Origin of the sequence: Burkholderia sp. L27(2015) (genome assembly GCF_009765705.1) — a bacterium.
GTDB lineage: Bacteria > Pseudomonadota > Gammaproteobacteria > Burkholderiales > Burkholderiaceae > LMUX01.
This window is the reverse complement of record NZ_LMUX01000021.1, coordinates 1,167,098-1,191,402: the sequence shown is the minus strand read 5'-3', so window position 1 is coordinate 1,191,402 and position 24,305 is coordinate 1,167,098. Positions and strand designations below refer to the sequence as shown.

Sequence of the window (24,305 nt, the reverse complement as noted above, 5' to 3'; positions counted from 1 at the left end):
ATCCTCATTCGTCGTCTTCATTCATCGTCTTTAGGCAGCACTCCGATGTCATCCGGGAATGCGGTTGACGGTGTCGATACAGGCTTGTCGCCGGCAATCGAGGAACCTGGATCGCTACGATCAGACAATTCCAGCCACATTGCTGCCTCGGGACCGGCACCTCCCGGAAAAGCGCTCGCAGGCGGCGCTTTTGCCGTGGATTTCCCCGACTCAGCCACCGTGGAAGCGGCATCGCTACCTGGTTGATTCGGATTGGACTCGGGTGGCCGATCGGACTGTCCTGTCTTGCCACTCGCCGGTTCACCCGGCTTACGGTTCTTGGCTACCGCATTGGCGACGTCCCTGGGATGAGCCGAGGCGGTCTCGGTCGCAGGGGTCTTCATGGGATCGCGGTTGATTTGCGCCTGCTGATGTTTGCGCGTTGGATTGTGCTCGGACGAATTCATGGCAACTCCTTGTAGATCAAGGCGTGTGTGTCGGTGGAACCCTTATCAACAGCAAGAGCCATGCCATTTGACATTCTCGAACGCGTTGGTGAAATCCGCGTCATCCGGAGATAGGCCATGCAATCGGTTGTGGCTGTGCCCCTGCCTACGTTGAGTGTAGTGCGTTTTTTTTCCGACTCTCGTCGTCAGCCTCATTTGAACTGCTCGCAGCATCTGCGCAAGCGGAAATAATTACCGACGGCGGCCTTTGTTACAACCCCTCTGCGCAATGTCGACCCGCGCTCGTTCGCCTGTTCCACAGCAAACCGTGGTGCCCGCAACGCCCGGCAGGTCTAACCTCAAGCTCGCCAAAAGGGCCGAGAATGCGGCCTACGCAAGGCGCCGTGCAAACGCGGCACACGCCTTGCTTCGTCGTTTTCTAAGCACACCACGCAGTAGCATTTGCGACAGGAGATCGATCATGCACAGCGATTTACCTCCAGATTCGGCGAGATCATCGGCCGCTTCATGGGCCACCGCATCGCCCCCTTCAGCCGCCGCCGACTCTGTCGGAAGCGCGACACCGAGTGTAGATAATCTTGACGGCGCAAATGCCCCCGATGCTAAGGCGCATCGTCCTGTTCTAGTAGGCGCAAGCGCCTTGGGCGGCTGCGTCGTGTTCGCGTCGGACGGCGAATCGGTGGGAGTCGTGACCGAGGTGATCGTCGATGTCGCCGGCCGCGTCGGGCAGATCGCCTATGTGTTGGTAGCACCGAAGCATCCTGCTGTCGGGCAAAGCGAGTTGCGCGCCCTGCCATGGAGCGCGTTGTTGTTCGACCCGGCACGTCACTGCTTTACGCTTGAAGTCAACTCAGCGGTGGTCAGAAATGCGCCAGAGACAATCAGCAAGGGGTGGCCCGTCATGCCGGACGAGCAGTGGAAGATGGACGTGCATCGCTACTATCACCCCACCGAAACCTATATGCCCAGCGCGCCTTCGTTAGGCGCGGACGGGCACGCAATAGGGCCGATGGAGTCACCCGTTCGGGGGCTCGCTCAGGCACCCGAACGGGCACCCGTCCAAACGCCCGTTCAAGCCCCTGTTGCAGCTCCCATTGAGCCGCGTCTCGACAGCGATCCCGATCCCGATCCCGATCCCGATCCAAAGGCAGTCGAACATGATTTCCTCCCCGAACTGGGTTTGAAATCGCCCTTCCGTCGTCGCGAGCCAGGCTCGAAATAACATGCAAGTCGCGTTCGCCCCCGCAAGCCTCCCCGTTAGCGCTTCCGTTGGCAAGCGCAAATCGTCGCCATGTGCGGCGCCTACGCCCGGCATCGAAAATCTCGAAGAAGCCGGTTTGCGCTACTCCAGCGATACGCGTCGCGGCTACACCCGTCGCCGGCTGCGTGGCCACTTTGTCTATTTCGATACCGGCGGCGAGCGAGTGCGTGACATCGCCCAGATTCACCGGATCAATAAACTCGCCATCCCACCGGCCTACACGCACGTGTGGATATGTGCCGACGCACGCGGGCATTTGCAGGCGACCGGTCGCGATGCTCGTGGACGTAAACAATATCGCTATCACCCGGATTGGCAAACGCTGCGGGAAACCACCAAGTACGAGCGCATGGCTGCGTTCGGCGCGGCGCTGCCGCGCATTCGTGCACGCGTGAATCGGGATCTCCGGCTGCCCGGCATTCAACGCAACAAAGTATTGGCTACCGTGGTGAAGATGCTCGATACCACGCTGATACGCATCGGTGGCGCGGAATACGCACGCGACAACCACTCCTACGGATTGACCACGTTGCGCAAAAAACACCTGCAGCACCTGCGTCCGCAAGCGGGACAAATGCGCATCAAATTCAGCGGCAAAAGCGGCATCGAACATGACGTCACCGTGCGCGATCGCCGCATCGTCAGGGTGGTCCGGCGCTGTATGGATATTGCCGGGCACGACCTGTTCCAATACCTCGACGACGCCGGCCAACGGCACACGGTGAGCTCGTCGGATATCAATGCCTATCTACGCGAAATCAGCGGCATGGAGTTCACCGCCAAGGACTATCGGACGTGGGCAGGCAGCGTATTTGCGTTGGAGGCCTTGCGCAAAAGCCAAGCCACCGACGCGGTCGAGGCACGCAAACATATCGTGGCGGTGGTGAAGGACGCGGCCAAGTTGCTGCGCAACACGCCCGCGGTATGTCGTCGCTGCTATGTCCACCCGGAACTGTTCGTCGCCTACGAAGCGGGCGAACTGGCCGCGCTGCCCAAGCCCAAGCGGTACAGCGGGTTGAAGACGCACGAGGCGATGCTGATAGCTTTTCTGGAGCATAAGGCGCAAGCGGCGAAAGCACTCGGTCGGTGATCCCTTGGCTCCAGGCTCATGCTCACGCGTCATGCCCCATGCGGCAAACGGCAAGCCTCATGCCTCGTGCCTCGTGCCTCAAACGCCGAGCATCAAGAGTCATCCAACTCCAGCTTGCGCTTCATCGCAGCCGTAATACGCTGTTGCGTTTTCCAATAAGCGGCCCACGGGTCTTCCGGCGTCTGCTTCAAGCGCGTGCCGAGCGTCTTCACATTCCACTGGTCGGCACTCTCCAGTTGTGGCACTTCGTCCCAACTCACCGGTACTGAAACCCCCAGCCCCGGACGTGCGCGTGTCGAGTAGGCAGCGACCGTACTCGCGCCACGGCTGTTGCGCAGGTAATCGATAAAGATCTTGCCGATCCGGTTGCGAGGTCCCATCTTCGCTGAAAACAGTTTCGGAAAGGTCGTCGCCATATGTATCGAGATCGCGTGGGCAAAGTCCTTGACCGGCTCCCAGCCCGCGTCGCGGCGTAGCGGCACCACCACATGAAACCCCTTGCCGCCACTGGTTTTTATAAACGCTTCGAGCCCCAGCTCACCGAGCAAAGTGCGCAACAGCATGGCGGCCTCTACCATGCGCTCCCAAGCCAATTTCGGATCGGGATCGAGATCGAAAATCATCCGATCGGGCTTTTCCAGGTTTCGAATCGATCCGTTCCACGTGTGAAATTCAAGCGTGCCCATTTGCACTGCGCCTATCAGCGCTTCCACGTTATCGATAGTGAGCAGCGGAGCATGACCGGGGTCGAGGCCCGGGTGACGTGCAACATGTGGAATCACCATGCGCTCTTCGTGCTTCTGGAAAAACTGTTCGCCTGAGATCCCATCCATGCCACGCAACAACGCCACGGGGCGGTCGGCCAGATGCGGCAGCATCCGTTCGGCGACGCTATCGTAATAACGAGCGAGCATGATCTTGTCGACATGCGCCGCTTTGTCGATAACGCGATCCGGATGCGTGATGGTGATGCCCGCGACTTGGTCGCCTGCGCTATCTTGAGTTGACATGGCTTCGCGTTTCTCCCCTGCGCTTGCATCGCGCGGTATTTCGCGGACTATTTGAGCGGCCGGTTTGTCCTCACGCAGCGCGACGAACGAGGCTTGGCGTACCAGGCCTTCGTTGGTCCATTCGCTAAACATGATCTCCGCGACCAGGTCCGGACGCACCCAATGCACGGGCACACGGCTGCGCTCCTTGGGTGGAATCTTGAAAGGCGAACGCGAGCGGCTGCGCTTCTTGAGGCGCTGCTCGATCTGGTCCAGCAACGTTTGATCGAAGCCCGTACCGACCCGACCCGCATACTGGAGTTCGCCCTGCGCATCGTGCACACCTAGCAGCAATGCGCCAAATCCGCTACGCTTGCCGGCCGGGTCGGAATATCCGGCAATCACGAACTCCTGCCGTTGTCGGCACTTCAATTTGATCCACGCACTCGACCGTCCTTCAATATAGGTGCTGTCGCACCGTTTGCCGATAATGCCCTCGAGCCGCATCGAACACGCCGAGCGCAACAGATTCTCGGCGGATTCGTGCAGATCCTCCGAAAAGCGCAACGGGTTATGTTCAACCGCGTTCGGATCCGCTTGCGACACATTCTTCAACAACGCGCGCCGCTCAACCAGTGGCGTCGCGCGCAGATCCCAGCCGTTCATATAGGGCATGTCGAACAGGTAATACAAGATGTCCGGGTGCGTGCCGTCCAATGCCGTCTGCAGCGCCTGGAAGCTCGGAAGCCCCTCTGAGTCGAGCACCACGGCTTCGCCGTCGAGCCAACCGGACTTCAAATCCAGTCCCGCGAGCGCTTCGGCGACGCGCGGAAATTTGTGCGACCAATCATGACCGTTGCGGGTAAATAGCCGTACTGTGGGCTTGCCCGCGCCGTGATCGATTCTTGCGAGCAGGCGGTAGCCGTCGAACTTGATCTCGTAAGACCAATCGTCTGAGGGCGGAGCGTGCTCAACCAGCGTTGCGAGTTGGGGTGCCAGTGAGTCGGGCAGCGACGCGGCGACGGCGTTCGAGCCTGGGGCGCCCGCGCTCCGAGCTTTATGCGTAGGAGACCTGCTCACTGATGGCTTGGCGATCTTGCGGCCTCCTTCGCGACCATCCGCCGCAAGCACAGCGCCGCTAATGACACTTTCGGGGCTGGCCTCAGTGACTGAAAAATTGCCTTCCTCGCGCGCCTGCGCGTCGCGTTCCTTGAACAGCAGCCAGGTGTCCTGCTCCTTGCCGGCACCACTGCCACGCATATGACTCTTAACGAGCGTCCAGCCGCCCGCAAGCTTTTCTCCGGTGAGTGTGAATTTAAGCTTGCCGCGGGCGAAATCGCCGGTGGCATCGCCGCCCACGGGTTCCCATGTACCGTAGTCCCAAACGATGACCTCTCCCGCTCCATAATTTCCGGCCGGTATTACCCCCTCGAAGTTCGCATAGTCGAGCGGATGGTCTTCGACATGCACCGCGAGCCGCTTGACGCTCGGATCCAAACTGGGCCCCTTGGGAATGGCCCATGACTTCAAGGTGCCGTCGAGTTCCAGGCGAAAATCGTAGTGCAGGTGCGAGGCAGCGTGTTTTTGCACGACGAATAGTTGCCGACCCGAGTGCTTACCTGCGTGCTTACCCGCTTGAGCACCCGTGAGCCCGCGCGCCGCTTTCCCGGCGACCGCGTGCGGCGTTTTTGCGGACGGCGCGCTCGACGGCTCGGGGGTGCGATCGAAATGGCGTTTGCGCGCGTATTCGGAAAGTTTGTCTGCCATAGACTGCTCCTACTGCTGTGGCTTCTCTTGCGACATTCAACAGCAGCAAACTACGTGCCTGCCACCCTCGCACCCTCGCACCCTCGATCGCCCGCTACCCGCAACCCGCCAAAAACGCCGCGCACGTTTCTTGCTGAGGCCTGAAGTACATGAACCAACCGCCCTGCCTTCTCGGGGTGCCCGCTACAGATCCGCAACGGAGAACCCGCATGAAAAAAGACCTACCGGAAACCGCAACGTTCGAGCAATACAACCATCCGGCAGGCGGCTGGGGCTCCGTCAAAGCCCTCGTGTCGATCCTGAACGACCAGCACGTACTGATCAACGGAACACGCGTGCTGATGAAACAAAACAAGCCGAAAGGTTTTGCTTGCGTGAGCTGCTCGTGGGCCAAACCCGCCGACCCCCACGCGTTTGAATTCTGCGAAAACGGCGCGAAAGCCACCGCATGGGAAATCACGAGCAAGCGCGTCAGGGCCGAATTCTTTGCCAAGCACACGGTGACCGAGCTCGCCGGCTGGACCGATTACGAACTCGAATCGATCGGGCGTTTGACGGTTCCGATGCGCTACGACCCAGCTTCCGATCATTACGTGGAAATCGAGTGGGCACAAGCCTTCGCTGAAATCGGCGCACAGCTGCGTGCAATGGCACCGCAATCCGTGGTGTTCTATTCATCGGGCCGCGCCTCGCTGGAAACTTCCTACATGTATCAACTGTTGGCGCGGATGTACGGTAACAACAACCTGCCCGATAGCTCGAACATGTGTCACGAGTCCACCTCGGTCGCATTGCTCAAGTCCATAGGCGTGGGAGTCGGCACTGTGCACCTGCCCGATTTCGAGGCGGCCGAGTGCTTCCTGTTCTTCGGACACAATACCGGCACCAACGCGCCCCGGATGCTGCATCCGCTGCAAGAAGCACGACAGCGCGGCGTGCCCATCATCACCTTCAATCCGCTGAGAGAACGAGGGCTGGTCAGTTTCGCCAATCCGCAGTCGCCCGTCGAGATGCTGTCGACCAAGGAAACAAAAATCAGCACCCAGTTTGTCCAGATCAAGATTGGTGGCGACACCGCCGCGGTGATGGGCCTGGCCAAATGGATCATCGAGGCCGACGATGCTGCACGTCAGGCGGGCGGGGAGCGCGTGATCGATGCCGCCTTCGTGGCCGAACATACCTCGGGCTTCGAGGCTTTCGCCGCTGCGGCACGCTCGGCTCAGTGGTGCGATATCGAGCGCGAGTCTGGCGTCAGCCAGGCGGAGCTCGAACAAGCCGCGCAAACGTATGCGCGAGCCAAGACCGCAATGATCATGTATGGAATGGGCATTACCCAACACCGCGAAGGCGTGCGCAACATCCATATGCTGACCAACTTGCTGCTGCTACGCGGCAATATCGGCAAGCTGGGCGCCGGCATCTGCCCGATACGCGGTCATTCGAACGTGCAGGGGCAACGCACGGTCGGCATTACGGAGAAGCCGGAATTGGTGCCGGCCGACAAGCTCAAGGCCCAGTTCGGTTTCGATACGCCCGAGCAAAAAGGCCTCAATACGGTGGAAGCCTGCGAAGCCGTTCTCGCGAACAAGGTCCGTGCGTTCGTGATGCTAGGCGGCAATTTCGTGCGCGCCATACCCGATCATGGACAAATGGAACCGGCCTGGGCGAACATCGATTTGACAGTGCAGGTGTTGACCAAGCTTAACCGCAGTGCAATTGTCCACGGCAAAAACTCGTATCTGTTGCCGTGCCTGGGGCGCATCGAGATCGACCGGCAGGCTAGCGGTGAACAATCGGTATCGGTGGAAGACAGCACGGGTTGCATGCACGGCTCGCACGGGGTGTCGGAGCCCGCCAGCACGAGCCTGCTCTCCGAGCCCGCCATAGTGGCGGGCTTGGCCAAGGCGATGCTGCCGCACAATCCGAAGCTGAACTGGGATGCATGGGTCGGCGATTATTCGCTGGTGCGCGACGCGATTGCGCAGACCTATCCCGAGATTTTTCACGACTTCAACGAGCGGATGTGGACGCCGGGCGGATTTCCCCGCCCGATGCCACCGCGCGATCGGGTCTGGAAGACCAAGAACGGCAAAGCGAATTTTATTGCGCCCGATGGTTTCGATGCCGATCCCGACATGCCGGCCGACGCACCCGACGTCCTGCGCCTGATGACCACGCGCGGCGACAGCCAGTTCAACACCACCGTCTATTCGCTGGACGACCGATTCCGCGGCGTGTTCGGTACGCGCCGCGTTCTTCTGATGAATCACTACGATCTGACGCGGCTCGGTCTCGAAGCGGGCGAATTCGTCACGGCCGAGACTCACGCGAACGACGGCGTGCAACGCCGGGTCAGCGACCTGCGTGTCGAACCATACGATATTCCGCAGGGCTGCGTGGCGGGTTACTATCCGGAGCTCAATCCCTTGATTCCACTGTGGCATTACGCAAAAGAGAGCAAGGTGCCCGCTTCGAAGTCCATACCGATACGCTTGATCACGCAACGCGAGACCGGCTGACACGCGCGAGGCTGCACGGGGAGCTACACGAGCGGCGGCACGGGCGCGCAGACGGCTGCAACACCTGGCGTTAATGCCGCCGCTGAAAGCGCCTTATTGCCGTGACGCGGACGACACCTCGCGCAGCTTTTTCTGAATCGACGTGATCAAGATCTCCATCGGAGCCGGTTTCGTCAAGTACATATCGATGCCGACGACGCGAGCTCGCTCTACATATTCGGCACTGCCATAGCCGCTTAGCGCGATGATCAAGACATCTTGCATCTCCCGTCTCGACCGCAATTCCAGCGTGATCTGGAAGCCATCGAGATCGGGTAAGCCGATGTCCAGAACAATCACCGCGGGCTTCCACGACCGTACCGTCTGAAACGCCTCGGCGCCATTTCCGGCGGTTTGGACTTGACACCCCGCCAGCGTGAGCAGCTCGGCGAGCGATTCCGCCGCATCCGCGTTATCGTCCACGATCAATACGCGGCCACCGTCGGCCAAGCTGGACTGGATCGTTACGGGAGGCGCGACGGCCGCCGCGCTTTGCTGCGAAACCGGCAGCGTCACCACGAAGGTGCTACCGGCGCCAGCCCCTGGGCTGCTGACTGTCACACCGCCGCCATGCAAGCTCACCAGTTGCTGCACGATCGAAAGACCGATGCCCAGGCCGGCATCCGTCCTCGCCACCGATACGTTGCCCTGCACAAACGGGTCGAATACATGAGGCAACAATTCGGGCGGCACGCCTTGTCCGTTATCGGTCACGCTGACCTCACAGCGTTCGCTGCCCGCTAGCGCCATAAGCCTGACTTCGATGTGGCCGCCGTTGGCGGTGTATTTCGATGCGTTATCGATTAGATTGGTGAACACCTGGGTCAGTCGCAATGTATCGGCATAGACCCAGATCGGGTTGACCGGCGTATCGATCGTGAAGGATTGATTGCGCGAATCCAGCAACAGCGTCATCGGCTCCACCGCATCGCGAAGCAAGGCGGACAGCTCTACGATCTCGCGCACCAGCTCGATGTTGCCGGTGGTGATACGCGTGACTTCCAGCAACTGCCCAACGAGGTTGGATAGATGATTGCTTTGGCGCTCTATCATCTGCCCGGCGCTGTAAATCTTCGACTCGGGATTGGGCGCCAGCATCTGGACCAGCAGCGAGGCCGCTTTGATCGGCGCCAAGGGATTGCGCAGTTCATGCGCCAGCATGGTCAGAAAACTGTTCTTGCGCGAGTCCGCATCGAGCAATGATTTTTCCGCCTGCTTGCGCACCGTCACGTCGGTCAGAACTCCCACCAAACGTGTCGGCCCGCCGGTCGGGTCGCGCCGGATCTGGCCGACGATCTCGATCCACTTAAAGGCGCTCACCTCACCCGAGCCGCCGACACGGATCCGGCAAACGTGATGGAACCTTGCACCTGGGTGTTCCAGCGCCGCTTGCAGCGCATCCTGGAACGCCGCGGCGTCTTCCGGATAGACGATTTCAGCAATCATCCCGGCCAGGGAGAGCGTGGCTTGTCCCGATTCGTACCCGAGAATCTCGCGCATGCGCTGGTTTTCGGAAATGCCCGTGTCGTCCTCGACGTTCCACTCGAACACGCCCAAGCCTGCGGCGTCGGTGGCAACCTCCAGCCGCTCCACCAGTGCGCCCAGCCGTTCTTCCGCGAGCTTGAGCCTGTCGATGTTCTCAACGATCAACACCAAGCCGTCGGTATGTGACGTTCGGGCCGTCCGAGCCGGTCCCGACACATGGGTCCGGCTCCAGAGCGATGCGCCGTCTTTACGGACAAAGCGGATTTCACCCGACGCGTCGGCGATGTTTCCCGCGTCCACTGACTCGATCAAGTGCGCTACCCCATCGCGATCCGCAGCGTGGATCACGCTATCCAGGTAGGTGCCGATCAAGTCGGTCGGTTCGTAGCCGACCATGTTGCAAAATGCGTCATTTGCGTCAAGCAACCGCCCGCTCGCGTCGACGAGCGCTATGCCGACGCAAGCTCGCGCCAGCGCAGTTTGCGCCAGGTGGTCACGTAGCCGCCGCCCCGGCAAATGACGGCGATCGGCTTGCGGGTCAACTTCCAAATCCGCTTCAAAGCCCGCTTGCAGAGCCGGTTTCAGGTCGGGTTGCAAGAGCGAACCGGCCGACGAGTCGCTGCCTTGCAAAAACGAAGAATCGGGCATATTCGTGATTTCCTGTCTTGGGCTGCCGTCTTGGCCCGCTGTCTTGGTCCGCAACCCGGGCGCCTGCCATCATCTCATAGTCGATAGCGGCATGGCTTGTTACAACTGCATGCCACACGCCCCCCTTGATCGCGAGCAGGTCGTCGCCTTATGTTTCGTTTTTGTAAGTGCCGCGGATATTCATGGCCGCCAGCGCGATCTGCAAGCCGATCAGCGCATAAGCATGGTCATGCACACCCCATGCGATCCACAGAACGTTGCTCAGCAGGAAATACCAAAAGCCATGCAGCCGCTGGCGTTTGGATTGCGAGGAGACCAGCCAGGACGCGATGACCGTTACCAGCATCGCCGGCCACTGAATCAAATCGAGCAGATTCATTGCTTTCCTCGGTTCGATAAGAGGGGATCGGCCGACACACTCTGGCGCCGCGTGAAGTCGTCCGTCGTGGAGCAAGGCGTATGCCCCGGCGCTCGCCCGATGCGCCGGCTTGCGGGTACGGTATTTGCTTTGTATCTAACATTTCTTCCAGTACGCGCAACACAACCTGAGGACCTGATCATGAGTTCAATGCCCAAAGCTCCTGAACATCGCGGCGACATCGAATCCGTGCCCACCTCCGCCGGCCTTGGATACTCTAAAGCGTCGCGGCTTGTACAAGCGTTCGACAAGTTCGCGAGTTGGATCACCCGCTGGACAGGGTCGCCGATCGCGTTTGCGCTGGCTATCTTATCCATCGTCGTCTGGGTAGTCACCGGGCCCATCTTTCACTATTCGGATACCTGGCAACTCGTCATCAACACGGGTACGACGATCGTCACGTTCTTGATGGTGTTTCTTATTCAGGAAAGTCAGAACAAGGACAGTATCGCGGTACATATGAAGCTTAACGAGTTGCTCGCGTCACAGAAAGACGCGAGCAATCGGCTGGTGGGCATCGAAGATGCCACCGAGGATGATCTCCGTAAAATCGCTGCGTTTTACGCAAGACTCGCAGCCAAGGCCGATTGCAACGACGGAAGCAAGGAGAGCCACTCGATCGACGAGGAAACACCTAATCTCGAGAATGCGCGCTAATGCCCATCGGGGCCGTCCTCGTCGAGCAGCCCCAGCCGTTCGTGCCATTGCGCGATGGACTCCTGCGGAAACGCCTGAAAATACTGATCGTGCGGCCTGATGTCCGGTTCGACCCAGGGCGCTTTGAATTCCAGCAATAGGTGGGTACGTTCGGGAGCCACAGGCAAGGGCGTATCGATGGCGGACGCAAACGGATGTATCAGATCAGGCCACTCGGGATCGTATAACCACAGCGCGCTGCCACAACGCCTGCAAAAATGGCGTTCCGCCGTGCTGGCATGCATGCGGTGCTCTCCGGCACGTTTCAATTTTGCGTGGTAGATGCTGATGTCGTCGCGCCCAGTCACTTTCATCGAGTTCGCATCGGCACCCAGGTTGATGGCGTACCCGCCGCCGCCCTGGGTCTTGCGGCATATCGAACAGTAGCAACGCTGGTAGGGATACGGTGTCGCGCTCGACACGCTGAAGCGCACGGCACCGCAGTGGCAGGATCCGTCAAGTTGCATCGTATCTCCTTCACAGGTGGTCGAAAAAACAATGCCTGTCAGGAGCCGGCGTGGGCGGCTCGCTTTTTCGCAGGTGCTCTTGTGCTGGTTCTTGTGCTCGGCTTGGCGGCGGTGCTTGTGCTCTTTTTTGCACTGCCGCTTGGGCTCGCTTTCGTGCGCCCTTTCGTCCCTTTCGCAGCCGGCTTTGCCTTGGCGCCGCCCGTGCGCGCTGGCGCATCGCCAGATTCGGCGGACTCGGCCTTTGCGGCTTTGGGTTTTCCCGACAGACTGCGTTTGAGCATTTCGGTCAAATCCAGAATATCGGCCGATTTCTTCGGCTCGCCGCTCGCCTCTTCGACCGCACGCAACGTACCCGTCTTGCCCAGTTTCACCTTACGCTGCACAAGCTTCAAAATTTCGTCGTGAAACGTATCGTGGTATAGCTCAGGGTCCCACGGCTGCGTCATGTCGTCGATCAACTGGGTCGCCATCTTGAGTTCACGATCCGATATGCCATTCTTGCCGGCGCTTTGCGAAGGCAGCTTCAATGGCTCGATGTCGCGCACTTCGTCCGCCCAGCGCAAGGTGTTGAGCGCGAGCCCCGCCCCAACCGGAATCAATGAGGCCAAATGTTGCTTGCTGTGCAGAACCACATTGGCAATGCCTATGCGCCCCGACTTTTTGAGCGCATCGCGCAGCAAAGCGTAAACCTTGTCGCCACCGCGATCGGGCGCGAGAAAATACGGGGTATCGAGGTAGAGAAATGAGATTTCGGGAGCATCGACAAAGGTGACGATGTCGATGGTCTGAGTCGACTCCGGATTTGCCGCCTTGATTTCTTCGTCGCTGAGCACCACGTATTGCTCTTTTTCGTATTCGAAGCCGCGCACGATATTGCTCTTGTCGACCTCCTTACCGGTTCTTTTGTTGATCTTGCGGTAACCGATCGGATCCATCGACCGTTTGTCGAGCAAATCGAAACCCACGCGTTGATGCGAAATCGCCGGATAAAGCCGGACCGGGATATGCACCAGGCCGAAACTGATCGCGCCGCGCCATATGATTTGAGCCATTGCCGACTCCCGAGTCTGAGATGGGGTCGACGCGCCGTGGGCGCGTCCACGCTAACCTTACGAGCAAGCCCTGTGCCTGCAAGCAAGCCCAGCGCCAACGCATGGTATTCGTCTTGGGACCGCGGGGCGGACCTACCTGAAGAATCGCCGCCGACGCCGTCGCTTGCGCGGCGCGCCGTGCTTGTTCGCCAATATCATCGCAACCGGTGCCAGCCCATCCACGTGTTCACTGATGACTTTGGTCACGGCCAGCAACGGCGAGCACAGCAACAAACCCCAGACTCCCCAGAGCCAACCCCACACGAACAGGCTGACGAACATCACGCAAGCGTCCATTTGCAAAGCGCGGCTTTGCAGGATCGTGGTGATGAAGGTTCCGCCGAGCATGGCGATGAACAGCGACACGGCGGCGATGACGAAAGCGTGTTGCAGATTGCCCGTGGTAAGCCACGAAAGAATGAAACTGGCGGCCGCGATCAATGCCGTGCCGAAATAAGGGATGAAATGCAATGCGGCGGTTGCCACGCCCCACATGACTGCCTGCTGCATGCCCAATAACGCAAAGCAGACCGCCGTGGCGCCACCGATGATGACGTTGGCCACCAGCAAGGCCAGCAACGAGTTTTGGATTTGTCGCGACATCTCGGTCAGCATGCGCGCTCGGCGCTTTTGCCGACTCAGGCCACCACCCGTGCTTAACAAATATTTGCGCCGAAGTTCGTCGCCGGAAGCCAACAGGAAAAAGGTCAGGAAACTGACCACCAGCAAATTGCTGAACGCGTTGGCGATGCTGAGCGAACCACTCAAGAAGAAATCGCGGAAGTTAAAAATCGGTGCGGCCGGCGCAGCGCTTGCATGAATCTGAGGCGGGCCGACTGGGTTGCCCAGTTGCTCGATCAGGGTGGTCGCGCTCTGAAATTTCTTGACTGTCGGAATGCGGCTGTGACGCAAAGCGTTCAGCCCATCGGTGATTTTCTCTGCGGCGGCGGGCACTTGTTCGGTCAGCGCAATCAAGCCGTCTTGAGATGCGTACAGGAAATAGCACCCCGCTATCCACAACACCGAAACCACTACGCCCGCGGCAGCTACGCGCGGAAGTCCGAAGCGCCTTAGGTAACGAGTTGGAGGATTGAGCGCGAAACTGCCGATGACACTGACTGCGATCGGAATCAGTAGCGTGCGCGCCCAGACGAGGAAGGCCACCGCACCCATTAACGTCAGCAGCAGCAACAGGACACGTTCGAGCCGAGCGCGGGGCGTCGCAAATGCAGGTGGTGGCGGTACGGGCATAACCGCAGGCCCCTCGCGGCGCGTCCCCGGTGCGACGCTGTGTAGCGGTGCGCTTTCGTCCACGTTGGTTGGGGACGGAATCAAAGACTCACACCCGAAAGTGCGTCCAAACAATGCGTTTGATGAATGCTCATTTATTGACCTTCATAACAGATGGGACCGTCGTACTCTTGCCTTCTTGCCGACACGTGTAATTTTTACCGCATGCTCGCGCACCACCTGAACTGCTGCTGTTTGACGTACTGCCGACCGAAAAGCTCCCGGGAAACGCATACCCGCGGGAACAACATTTGCGACCAAATCTTACAGCCATGTGTCTGGGGCCAAACCGCGCCGGCGATTGCCAGGCGTTTCCACTCTGGGCGACCACCATGAACGATCGATCGAAGTTTGACAACATCCCGCTCTTCGATGAACCCCACGCATCGGGCGCTTTGGCGCTGGCCGAGTTGAACGCTTACCTCGCCGCCATGGAATTCGATGCGTCGCAGTGGGCCGCGGTGGGCACGGCGTTCAGGGCGTTGGTCGATGCGGGTTTCGATCAATTACCTTTGCCCGGCTCGGGCGCGACCACGCAGCGATGGAATGCGCTGGCCGCCGTGGCAGCGCGCGATCTGAGCCTCGCGAAATTCTTCGAAGGCCATACCGATGCGCTGGCGATATTCGCCGAGCTGCAGCCCGATTATCCTCTGGCCGAGGGGTATTGGGGCGTGTGGGCCTCGGAGTCGCCGAATGCGCGCATCACCGCATCGTCGCAAAGCGGTGCAGCCGACGCAGGGGGCGAGACGGCGGGCGGGACGACGGTCGAGTTGAACGGTGTCAAACAGTGGTGTTCCGGTGCGGCCGCGGTTACCCACGCGCTCGTGACAGGGTGGGACCCCGATGGTGCAGCGGGCCTGTATGCGGTGGATCTGGATCAAGCGGGCGTGATGGTGGCCACGGGCGGCTGGCATGCGGTCGGCATGCAGGCTACCGCGAGCGTCGAAGTGGTCTTCGAGCACGTCGCGGCACAGCGTATCGGTAACGTGGGCGCATACATTTCGCGCCCCGGATTCTGGCAAGGTGGGGCAGGCATTGCGGCCTGCTGGTACGGCGCCATCGCGGAACTGGCGCGCAGCGTTGCGCAGGCAACCGCGCAACGTCCCAATCCACACCGCAATGCCCATCTGGGCAGCATACTCGTGGCCGTGGGCAACGCCGCGTCGACGCTGCGCGAGGCCGCGGACGCGATTGACGAAATGCCGCATGCGGATGCGCGATGGCTCGCGTTGCGTACGCGCCTGAGCGTCGAGGGCGCTGCGAGCGAAGTGCTCGAACACGCCGCACGAGCGCTAGGGGCAGCGCCGGTGTGCCTGGACGCCCATATCGCCCGGCTGATGGCAGACCTGCCGGTGTTCATGCGTCAGAGCCATGCGGAACACGATCTCGCCGCGTTGGGTGAGTATCACGCCCGAACCCAGGCACAAGCCGCCGAAAAATCGCCGATCGATGCGCTCGACGCGAGACGCCTATGGCAGATCTGATCCCCTCCCCGCTTGCCCAGCATTTTGAGCAGCTTTATCGACTCAGCGATGATCCTTGGGCAATGCGCGCGCGATGGTACGAGTCACGCAAACGAGCGCTCACGCTGGCATGCCTGCCGAAAGCGCAATACGAAGCCGGCTTCGAGCCGGGCTGCGCAAATGGCGAACTGAGCGCTGCACTTGCGTCACGCTGCACAACGCTGCTGGTGTCTGACCTGAATGCCACCGCTGTAGAACTGGCGCGCAACCGCCTGCGCGATCTCCCCCAGGTGCAGGTTGAGCAGCGCGCGATGCCGCACCAGTGGCCGCAGCAACGATTCGATTTGGTGGTGATCAGCGAGCTAGCCTATTACCTCAGCGCAGCCGATCTGAAAGTGTTGCTCGGCCACATAATCGATTCGCTGGTGCCCGACGCCACCCTGCTCGCTTGCCACTGGCGGCGCTCGGTCGAAGCCAACGGGCAAAGCGCCGAGCGTATCCACGCCGCATTCAATGCGCGACCGGAGTTGACGCGGCTGGTCAGTCATCGCGAAGATGATTTCATTCTCGAAGTATGGTCGCCCGATGCACGCTCGGTCGCACAGCGTGAAGGCATGGTGCCGGATACAACCGCGTAGGTAGCGGCCGTACAAGTCGCCAGGTCCGCTCAGTCAGCTTGGCTCAGGCAACTGAGCTTGCGCAGCATGATTCAGTCAACGTTGTTCAGGCAACGTTGTTCAGGCCGCTTTGTTCAGCGTGTCGTCAAGACCCCAGGGCTCGGACCACCGCGCACTTTCCCGTGACGCCTGCCGCAGCGGCATTGCCAACAACTGTGCATCGGGTTCGCGAACCTGTATCGTTTCCAGACAAGTGCCAAACCCACCGGGAATTTTAAAGTCTTTGCGCGCGCTGGTCGTCACACGCGGCGAGGCGCTCCAGGCAATATTTGCGCCGCTCGCAATCAGTGCGTCCACAAGCGCGACATCCTCGCTCACCGACAGACCGGAAAAACCACCGGCCAGTGCATATGCATGCGCCGACACGCCCAGGTTAGCGCCATGTATATGTCGATGGCCGTCGCGATCCGTATAGTTACGTTCGTATTCGCCGCGCACCCAAGCGCTGTGTTCCGACCATTCGTCGACACCCACCGTGCCGCATACCGCATCGGCACGAAGTTCGAGTTGGGATATTATCCAGTTCTGCGAAACAACTGTGTCCGCATCGGTGAACGCCAGCCACCGGGTTCCGCACGCCAGCAGATAATCGGCGCCGGCCGCTCGGGCAGCGCCCACGTTGCACGCGTTGATCGATAGCGTTTCGACGCCGCAGGTTCGGGCGATCTGCGCCGAGTGGTCGCGGCATGCATCCAGCACCACGACAATCTTCACGGCTTCACGATGTAGCCCTGGATGAAACGAGGCTGCGATGACAGTGCGCAGGCAACGCTCGATTCGTTGCTCTTCGTTGTGCGCTGGGATCACGATTCCGATCACGATACGACTCCGTTAAGTTTAGGACTTCCCAATACGAAACGGGAAAGCCCGAAGCTTTGAGCAAATCGTGTGCCTAAGGGAATTTTAAGGCGGGAATTTGAGGCGGGGAATTTTAAAGCGGCGGGTTTCGCGTCGCGGCTCGCAGGCCGGCCGGTGCGTGAACCAGTGTCCAATAGCGCCCGGGCAAATAGAACTCGGCGGTGTCAGGCGCATCGAAGCCCAGCAACTGGCTTCGATACGCGGCGACCGCCTGACGCGTTAATTCGGCAACCTCGTTGCAGGCCGCGTTGCCGCTGCACCCGCCTACGCTCGCCTGGATAGCGAATGGCGTCGCCACGATTCCATTGTCCGCCAGCATGATCAGCCGCCCCTGCACCAGACCCTCGACTCGTCGGTAGGGGGCTTCTTCATATCCTAGCCAGCGTAGCTGCGGATTTGCTTTTAGAACCCGCAGACAAGCGCGATGCACGAGATCGTGATCCGGGTGACAAAGCCCAAGCGGGATCATTACCGCGCCGCAGCGATAAGCGAGGACCAGCACATCGATCGCCTGTGCAACCGCGTCAACAGCGGGACGTTCGCCATATTGGCGATCCAAAAAGCCCAAACGCAGCGGGTGTGCATGCAATAGGCTCAAAGCGCGATCGTCCTCCGCGATGCGCGCGCGCATCGCCTGCTCTGCGTCCGCAAAGCCGCATCTCGCATCCCATTCGGTGTGCATCGGGTTCCCGGCCGGCGTAGCGGTAAAGACAGTGCCAACCAGGACATCAGGTTGCCGTGCCATCCAGTCCGCACAACTGAACACCGCATCATCAAAGTGCGGCGAGACGATCAACAGCGACGTGTTGGCAGAAGACATTGTCAAATGAGCTAACCCGGTGAAAACCACGGTGCGAAAAACCGCGTGCAAGCGACGTAAGGGCCGCGTGCCGATAGCGTTCTCGCGTTCCCACGTTCATATCGCACCAAACTTACCGGCCAACGACCGTTTTTACACGCGCGACACATGCGCGAAGTCATGCATGAAAAGAGGATTGCGCAAACTCCGGATAGACGTTTGCAATTTTCGTGCCGCGGCACAACACCCCGCTCATCACACTTACGACTCAGAACCAAAGGGCCGCGAGCTGCGCGCCAAACCCACCGAGCATCAGGATCAATGCGACGACAGACATCGACAAATAGACTTTTTTCCGCTGCCGCGCCTCCTGCATCACCTCTGCCGCTTTCTTGCCGTCCTTCACTTCTTCGTGGGGTTTTGCCGTGACGGCAATGACCGCCTGCTCATCGTGTGTGGGTTGGGGAAAACCGTAAAAAAACAGCACAACAACTCCAGCCATATTGGCAATCAGGCCGGCAGCGCTCAGCAGTTGGTGTGACATGGCAGGTCTCCGTCCGGAACCGGCGCGATCGGGCCACACCGTCCGCTGCAGGTGCGCCCAGGGCGATGTTCGCCGCGACGTCGATCACCTTGGCGGTGATCGCGGCCAGCTTCCTGTTGTTTCGAGATCCCTGGGGAATAATGGTTCCTGAACCGGACCACGTCCAAACGTGCGACCGCGAATCAAGGCGGATCGGCGGTCCGTGTTCAGCGCAGATCGGGGGACGCCACGAGCGACACGCCCTGGGTCTGCGCCGCCGCGGCCTGGGCCGCCAAGGCACGTTCAAACGCCGGGCGTTCGCGCAGCCTTTGCCAATATGCCGCCACTGCAGGCTTGAACCGTGGCTGCAAACCCAAATGCTCGGCTAACATCAACGCATATCCGACCGAAATATCGGCCACCGTAAAACGTCCCGCACAGACATAGTCATTGGACTGCAGCAGCGGTTCGAGGCTGCGCAATCGCGACATAAACCACTTCGCGTAGTCGTCGGCCACTTGCGGTTGACGACGCTCATCCGGTTCCTGATGCAGATAGCGCAGCACCAGCGTTTGCGGGAACGTCAGCGTGGCTTCGCCGAAATGCAGGTAATTCAGGTACGCGCCGAAGCCGGCCTCGTCTGCGGTAACGTCCAGCGGCGTGGGTGCCGCGCGCGTGGCCAGGTACTGGCACATCGCGGCGGATTCCGTCATGTGCGTTTCACCGTCGATCAACAAAGGTATGGTGCCCAGCGGATTCATCGCGAGAAATGAGCGATCGAGCACACGCGGTGGGAAGGGCAACATTTTCAATTCGTAGGGGATGCCCAGTTCTTCGAGCGCCCAAAGCGGCCGGAAAGAGCGCGCACTCATGCAGTGATAAAGCGTGATCATCGGCCTGGCGCCCCATGAAAAAAAGCCCACGTACGACTACGTAGTCGTGCGTGGGCTGGCACGATCAGCCGTCTAGCGGCCAATCGTTGGATTTAACGCACCCAGTGGCAAGCGCGGTGATGGTGGTGATCGAAATGACACACCTTATGACCGCGGTGATCGTACGCCTGCGCGCTCAGCGGAGCGAACGCAGCCAAACCAGCGGCCAGCATCAGTGCTGCCAAAACTGTCTTACCCATTGTCATATTTTTCCTCTCGTAGTAAAGAACCGCGGACCGCCGTCACGTTCGTTGCGTGAACGATAAACGACAACCGGTCTCGGCATTAATAGCGACGCCCGCGATCGTCGTGATGACGCTCCCACTCACGCCGATCCCAATAACGATGACCGTCATAGTAGCGATCGCCGTGCCAGCCAATTATCACGGCAGGTCCGGCAACGTAAGCGGGTTGGGGATAATACACCGGCGGCGGAGGCGGCGGTGCTACATAAACTGGGGCGGGAGCGACATACACCGGCGCGCCGAGATTGATGCCGACGTCGACTCGAGCCAGAGCCAGGCCCGAAAAGCCGAGCGCCAAAGCGCCCGCGCCCAGCGACAGCGCTAAACGTTTGGTATTCATGAGACACCTCATATGTGTAGTGAGTAAATTCATCGTAGCGAGGTTCGTCTCAAAAAACATTACCAAAATGTAACGGCTGCGAAAAAAATGAGAGATTTATGGGGTCCTCGCCCGATCTTTGGGGCGAATCGATGAGTAAACTTACTTTATTTTACAAATATCGACTTATTTGTATCAAGTGACAGATCGATTGCCCGCGGCAGCTGTCGATCATATCAGTTCTCCTGCATTCATTCAGCCTACCCGTTCAGCCAAGAGCGTCAGCCTACGGCGGGTTGTTCACGAGGTTCGCTGTAGCGATTCACGGGGCGCGGCAAGCCCAGATTTTCGCGCAACGTGCTGCCTTCGTATTCGGTTCTGAACAGGCCGCGCCGCTGAAGTTCCGGAATCACACTAGCGGCAAATTCATCGAGGCCACCCGGCAACCACGGCGACATGATATTGAAACCGTCCGCGCCGCCTTCTTCGAACCACTGCTGCAATTGGTCCGCAATACTTTGCGCCGTACCGACCACTTGCTGATGGCCGCGTGCGCCGGCGATGCGCAAATAGAGCTGGCGTAGGGTCAGGTTTTCACGTTGCGCCAGATCGAACAGCAGACGCTGTCGGCTCTTGCCGCCATTGGTTTCGGGCAGATCGGGCAAAGGCCCGTCGAGCGGGTATGGCGACAGGTCGACACCACCGGTCATGCCGGAGAGCAGCGATAGGCCCACCACCGGGTGGATTAGATCCTGCAATTGCTGGAATTTTTCTTCCGCTTCCTCTTGCGTGCGACCAATCACCGGAAAGATGCCCGGCATGATTTTCATGTGGTCGGGTTGCCGCCCGTATTTCTCCAAGCGCCCTTTGACGTCGCGGTAGAACGATTGCGCTTCCTCGAACGTCTGGTGCGCGACGAAGATCACTTCGGCAGTCTGCGCGGCCAATTCGCGGCCCGCCTCCGACGCACCCGCTTGCACGACCACCGGCCAGCCTTGCGGGGAGCGCGCTACGTTGAGCGGCCCGCGCACCGAGAAATGTTTGCCACTGTGGTTCAGCGTGTGTAGCTTGGCGGGATCGAAATACACACCGCTGGCCTTGTCGCGGATGAACGCATCGTCCTCCCAGCTATCCCATAGCCCCGCCACCACGTCGTAGAACTCGCGTGCACGTTCGTACCGCAAGGCATGATCCGGATGACGCTCGAAGTTGAAGTTGAGCGCTTCCGACTCGGTACTCGATGTCACGAGGTTCCAACCTGAGCGCCCACCACTGAGATGATCGAGCGACGCGAATTTGCGCGCCAGGTTGTAAGGCTCGTTAAAGGTGGTCGAGACGGTCGCGATCAAGCCGATTTTCTCCGTGACGACCGACAAGGCCGACAGCAGCGTGATCGGTTCGAAATGATCGGCGCGCGCGGTGCGCGACAGCGATGCGAGTTGGGAATCGCGCACGCTGACACCGTCGGCGAAAAAGACCGCGTCGAATTTCGCGCGCTCCGCGCTCTGCGCAACTTGGGCATAGTGCCGAAAGTTCTGGCCGGCATCGGCTTGTGCGTCGGGGTGACGCCATGCAGCGATATGGTGGCCGGTTTGCATGAGGAACGCGCCCAGCTTTATCTGACGTTTGGTTTGCTGTTGAGTTGGCTTCATCGATTTTTCTCGGAACGGTTCAAAAGGAGCGCGGCACGATTCACCAAGCCAGGCTCGGCAAACTCGCGTAGCACGTCGTCGCGGATTCGAATGAATTCTGGATCGCTGCGATTGCGCGGGCGCGCCATAGGCACGTCGACCACGCGTTTGACGCGTCCCGGGCGCGGTTGCATGACGACCACCCGATCGCCCAGAAACACCGCTTCCTCGACATCGTGGGTGACCAACACCATCGTGATGCGCTCCTGTGCCCAGATGCGCTGCAATTCGCCCTGCAGGCGGCTGCGCGTAAGTGCGTCCAGTGCGCCAAACGGCTCGTCGAGCAGCAGCACGCTGGGGCGGTTCACCAGGCCTCGTGCGATCGCCACACGCTGCGCCATGCCGCCCGAAAGCTGATGCGCGTACGCATGCTCGAAACCGACCAGACCGACCAGTTCGATGTGCTCGGCGATGGCCCGCCGCTTTTGCGCCGCATCGAGGCCCGAATTACGCAGGGCCACGCCGATGTTCTGCTCGACATTCAACCAGGGAAACAGCCGATGCTCCTGGAACACGATGCCGCGCGCGAGACTCGTGCCGGCAACGGTTTGTCCATCGAGCCGGATCGTTCCATCGAATTCAGCGTCTAGCCCAGCAATCAACCGCAACAGCGTCGATTTTCCGCAACCGCTGGCGCCTACCACGCTGACGAATTCACCGGCGGCAACATCGAGGTCAATGTCGGCCAGCACCTCGAGATTGCCGCCCGGCTGCGCGTAGTTTTTGCTGACATGGCGGATCTGCAAATCATTGGCGCGCTGCGGCTCGACATTTTGCTGGGCGCTTTGCTGGGTACTTTGCTTGCCACTTCGCTTGATGCTTTCTTGCGCTCTAGACAAAAGCTCTGACATAACAATGGCTCCACGACTAAAAATTAGCGGCTGCGGTGCGCGAATATGCGTCGCTCCAGCAGTCTTGCGCTGGCGTTCAATGCCCAGCCAACGATACCGATCACGACAATGCCAAACAGCACCAGGTCCATGCGAAATTGTTCGCTGCCGTCGATCAGCATGTTGCCGATGCCGCTGCCGGCCACGAGCAAATACTCCGCGCCCAGCGTAGCCAGCCATGAATAAATCAAAGCCAGGTAGATCCCGGTAAACACCGACGGCAAAGCCGCCGGCAACACCACCCGCACCACCACTTGCCAACGCGTGTAGCGATAAACGTGTGCCACTTCGAGCAACTCGGGCGACACGTTGCGTATGCCATCGCTTACATGCGCGACCACCGGCAGCAGCGCCGCCAATGAGAGAAACACCACTTTGGCCGCGTCTCCCAAGCCGAACCAGACGGAGATCAACGGAATCCAGGCAAATAAGGAAATCTGTTTGAAGGTATTGAAACTAGGACCCAATATGCGCTCGGCCAACCGCGAAAAGCCGAGCAGACCGCCAAGCACCAAGCCACCCGCCGTGCCCAGCGCAAAGCCGGTGAGTTCGCGTGCCAAGCTTGCCGAGAGCGCGCGCCACAGTGCGCCGCTCGCGATCTGTTCGATGCCGGTGTGCAAAACCTGCTGTGGCGAGACAAGCAGGCCGGAACGGCTGATGCCGGTCGCGCTGACGCCCCACCACAAGGCGAGCGCCAGCAGCGGCAAGACCGCGCCGCGCCAACGCTTCGGCGCCGTCGATGCGGATGTCGACGTCGGCTTGGTGCTGCCTGCGCCACCGGCGTCGACCGCCGGCGGTGTCAATTCAAAATCGGCAGCGTGTGCCATGCCCCTCTCCCGGTCAGCAATTCAGAATGTGCGGAATGCACGACGAGCGCCGCGTGTGAGGCGTGCTTCCAGCGCGTTGAGCAAGCGGTCGATGGCATAGCCGATTGCGCCGACCACGATCACCGCGGCCATCACCAGATCCAGCTGGAACAACTGCCGTCCATAAACGATCAGGTAGCCCAAGCCCTGCGAGGAGGCGACCAACTCCACCACGACCAGCGCCAGCCATGCTTTGGTAAATGCCAGCCGCACTCCGGTGGCAATCGTCGGTAACGCGGCGGGAAACACCACCTCGGTGATCAACTGCCAACGGCTGTAGCGAAACACATTCGCCACTTCGTAATAGGCCGCGGGCGCCTGCCGGAAACCTTGCAAGGTGCTCAACGTGACAGGCACCAGTGCGGCCTGCCCGATCAGCAGATATTTGAGCGGCTCGCCTATCCCCACCAACAACAGCAGGACCGGCAACCAGCCCAGCACCGGGATTTGCACAAGTGCATTGAAACTGGGCAGCACATAGCTTTCCAGCGTGCGCGACATACCTAAGCTGCTGCCCAGCAGCAGCCCCAGTGCGGTGCCTCCCGCGAAACCGACCAGCACGCGCGATAGGCTGATCCATGTGTTGCTCCACAGGTCGCCACTGCGCGCCAAGTCCAGCAGTGTCTCCAATACCAGATGCGGCGCGGGCAGCACTTGTGGCGCTATCCACCCGAAGCTCGAGCCGGCTAGCCATAACGAGAACAACAGTACCGGCACGATGAACGGCAAGATCTGCCAACGCAGCGCTAGCGCGTACTCAGTCCAGCCGCGTCGACCGTGCGTGGCGCGCGGCGCCGGATGTGCCAGGCTGCGCTCTATTGCGGTATCGCTCATCG

The 24,305-nt window shown here is 60.1% G+C and carries 23 protein-coding genes; 6 read left to right on the top strand and 17 right to left on the bottom strand.

What is annotated here, in order from left to right; translation table 11 throughout:
- Positions 1-17: 17 nt before the first annotated feature.
- A complete protein-coding gene (locus GSQ77_RS23730; RefSeq protein WP_158905390.1) occupies positions 18-446 on the bottom strand; it encodes a hypothetical protein in 429 nt (142 codons plus the stop codon).
- 640 nt (positions 447-1,086) lie between these two features.
- Here GSQ77_RS23730 and GSQ77_RS23725 point away from each other — a divergent pair.
- Together GSQ77_RS23725 and GSQ77_RS23720 are read left to right on the top strand one after the other, a co-directional pair.
- A complete protein-coding gene (locus GSQ77_RS23725; RefSeq protein WP_158905388.1) occupies positions 1,087-1,668 on the top strand; it encodes a PRC-barrel domain-containing protein in 582 nt (193 codons plus the stop codon).
- A gap of 1 nt (position 1,669) precedes the next feature.
- Positions 1,670-2,797, top strand: coding sequence for a DNA topoisomerase IB (locus GSQ77_RS23720; protein ID WP_158905386.1), 1,128 nt, complete (start codon positions 1,670-1,672; stop codon positions 2,795-2,797).
- A 92-nt stretch (positions 2,798-2,889) separates the two neighbouring features.
- Here GSQ77_RS23720 and ligD read toward each other — a convergent pair whose 3' ends face one another.
- Positions 2,890-5,553, bottom strand: coding sequence for a DNA ligase D (gene ligD, locus GSQ77_RS23715; RefSeq protein ID WP_158905384.1), 2,664 nt, complete (start codon positions 5,551-5,553; stop codon positions 2,890-2,892).
- Positions 5,554-5,762: 209 nt separating this feature from the next.
- Here ligD and GSQ77_RS23710 point away from each other — a divergent pair, with 209 nt between their 5' ends.
- Positions 5,763-8,072, top strand: coding sequence for an FdhF/YdeP family oxidoreductase (locus GSQ77_RS23710; protein WP_158905382.1), 2,310 nt, complete (start codon positions 5,763-5,765; stop codon positions 8,070-8,072).
- Between the two features lie 93 nt (positions 8,073-8,165).
- Here the strand turns inward: GSQ77_RS23710 and GSQ77_RS23705 are convergent, their stop codons facing one another.
- The gene (locus tag GSQ77_RS23705) at positions 8,166-10,244 is read right to left on the bottom strand and encodes a hybrid sensor histidine kinase/response regulator (RefSeq protein ID WP_158905380.1); all 2,079 of its coding nucleotides are present in this window, start codon (positions 10,242-10,244) and stop codon (positions 8,166-8,168) included.
- A 148-nt stretch (positions 10,245-10,392) separates the two neighbouring features.
- Entirely contained in the window at positions 10,393-10,623 is a 231-nt protein-coding gene (locus tag GSQ77_RS23700; protein WP_158905378.1) for a hypothetical protein, read from the bottom strand.
- 189 nt (positions 10,624-10,812) lie between these two features.
- On the opposite strand from GSQ77_RS23700, the gene GSQ77_RS23695 reads away from it, so the two are divergent.
- A complete protein-coding gene (locus GSQ77_RS23695) occupies positions 10,813-11,319 on the top strand; it encodes a low affinity iron permease family protein (protein WP_174246504.1) in 507 nt (168 codons plus the stop codon).
- Here GSQ77_RS23695 and GSQ77_RS23690 read toward each other — a convergent pair.
- The 3 genes from GSQ77_RS23690 to GSQ77_RS23680 all read right to left on the bottom strand — a co-directional run bounded on the left by GSQ77_RS23690 (position 11,316) and on the right by GSQ77_RS23680 (position 14,167).
- Positions 11,316-11,825, bottom strand: coding sequence for a GFA family protein (locus GSQ77_RS23690; RefSeq protein WP_158905376.1), 510 nt, complete (start codon positions 11,823-11,825; stop codon positions 11,316-11,318). The two genes, GSQ77_RS23695 and GSQ77_RS23690, sit on opposite strands and share 4 nt — an antisense overlap.
- Before the next feature lie 38 nt (positions 11,826-11,863).
- A complete protein-coding gene (locus tag GSQ77_RS23685; protein ID WP_158905374.1) occupies positions 11,864-12,877 on the bottom strand; it encodes a Ku protein in 1,014 nt (337 codons plus the stop codon).
- Between the two features lie 132 nt (positions 12,878-13,009).
- On the bottom strand, positions 13,010-14,167 hold the full coding sequence (locus GSQ77_RS23680) for an AI-2E family transporter (RefSeq protein ID WP_158905372.1): 1,158 nt from the start codon (positions 14,165-14,167) through the stop codon (positions 13,010-13,012).
- Positions 14,168-14,538: 371 nt separating this feature from the next.
- On the opposite strand from GSQ77_RS23680, the gene GSQ77_RS23675 reads away from it, so the two are divergent.
- Positions 14,539-15,690, top strand: a complete 1,152-nt coding sequence (locus tag GSQ77_RS23675; RefSeq protein ID WP_216854930.1) for an acyl-CoA dehydrogenase family protein — start codon at positions 14,539-14,541, stop codon at positions 15,688-15,690.
- Positions 15,678-16,307, top strand: coding sequence for an SAM-dependent methyltransferase (locus tag GSQ77_RS23670; RefSeq protein WP_158905370.1), 630 nt, complete (start codon positions 15,678-15,680; stop codon positions 16,305-16,307). Before GSQ77_RS23675 ends, GSQ77_RS23670 begins: the two co-directional genes overlap by 13 nt.
- A 99-nt stretch (positions 16,308-16,406) precedes the next feature.
- On the opposite strand, the gene GSQ77_RS23665 is transcribed toward GSQ77_RS23670, so the two are convergent.
- From GSQ77_RS23665 to GSQ77_RS23625, 10 genes are all read right to left on the bottom strand, one after another.
- A complete protein-coding gene (locus GSQ77_RS23665) occupies positions 16,407-17,165 on the bottom strand; it encodes a glycosyltransferase family 2 protein (RefSeq protein ID WP_158905368.1) in 759 nt (252 codons plus the stop codon).
- A gap of 112 nt (positions 17,166-17,277) precedes the next feature.
- On the bottom strand, positions 17,278-18,024 hold the full coding sequence (locus GSQ77_RS23660; RefSeq protein ID WP_158905366.1) for a PIG-L deacetylase family protein: 747 nt from the start codon (positions 18,022-18,024) through the stop codon (positions 17,278-17,280).
- Positions 18,025-18,271: 247 nt separating this feature from the next.
- On the bottom strand, positions 18,272-18,547 hold the full coding sequence (locus GSQ77_RS23655; protein ID WP_158905364.1) for a hypothetical protein: 276 nt from the start codon (positions 18,545-18,547) through the stop codon (positions 18,272-18,274).
- 206 nt (positions 18,548-18,753) lie between these two features.
- Entirely contained in the window at positions 18,754-19,419 is a 666-nt protein-coding gene (locus GSQ77_RS23650; RefSeq protein WP_158905362.1) for a glutathione S-transferase family protein, read from the bottom strand.
- Between the two features lie 92 nt (positions 19,420-19,511).
- Entirely contained in the window at positions 19,512-19,658 is a 147-nt protein-coding gene (locus GSQ77_RS29215; protein ID WP_174246483.1) for an HHHH-motif protein, read from the bottom strand.
- Positions 19,659-19,743: 85 nt separating this feature from the next.
- Positions 19,744-20,043 (bottom strand): hypothetical protein, encoded by a 300-nt coding sequence (locus tag GSQ77_RS23645; protein WP_158905360.1) that lies wholly within the window; start codon positions 20,041-20,043, stop codon positions 19,744-19,746.
- A 260-nt stretch (positions 20,044-20,303) separates the two neighbouring features.
- Positions 20,304-21,674, bottom strand: a complete 1,371-nt coding sequence (locus GSQ77_RS23640) for an LLM class flavin-dependent oxidoreductase (protein ID WP_158905358.1) — start codon at positions 21,672-21,674, stop codon at positions 20,304-20,306.
- Complete coding sequence (locus GSQ77_RS23635) at positions 21,671-22,564, bottom strand: ABC transporter ATP-binding protein (RefSeq protein ID WP_158905356.1); 894 nt, start codon at positions 22,562-22,564, stop codon at positions 21,671-21,673. Before GSQ77_RS23635 ends, GSQ77_RS23640 begins: the two co-directional genes overlap by 4 nt.
- A 23-nt stretch (positions 22,565-22,587) precedes the next feature.
- A complete protein-coding gene (locus GSQ77_RS23630; RefSeq protein ID WP_158905354.1) occupies positions 22,588-23,430 on the bottom strand; it encodes an ABC transporter permease in 843 nt (280 codons plus the stop codon).
- 21 nt (positions 23,431-23,451) lie between these two features.
- Positions 23,452-24,303: an ABC transporter permease gene (locus GSQ77_RS23625; RefSeq protein WP_158905352.1), complete on the bottom strand. Its 852-nt coding sequence runs from the start codon at positions 24,301-24,303 to the stop codon at positions 23,452-23,454.
- Positions 24,304-24,305: the final 2 nt, after the last annotated feature.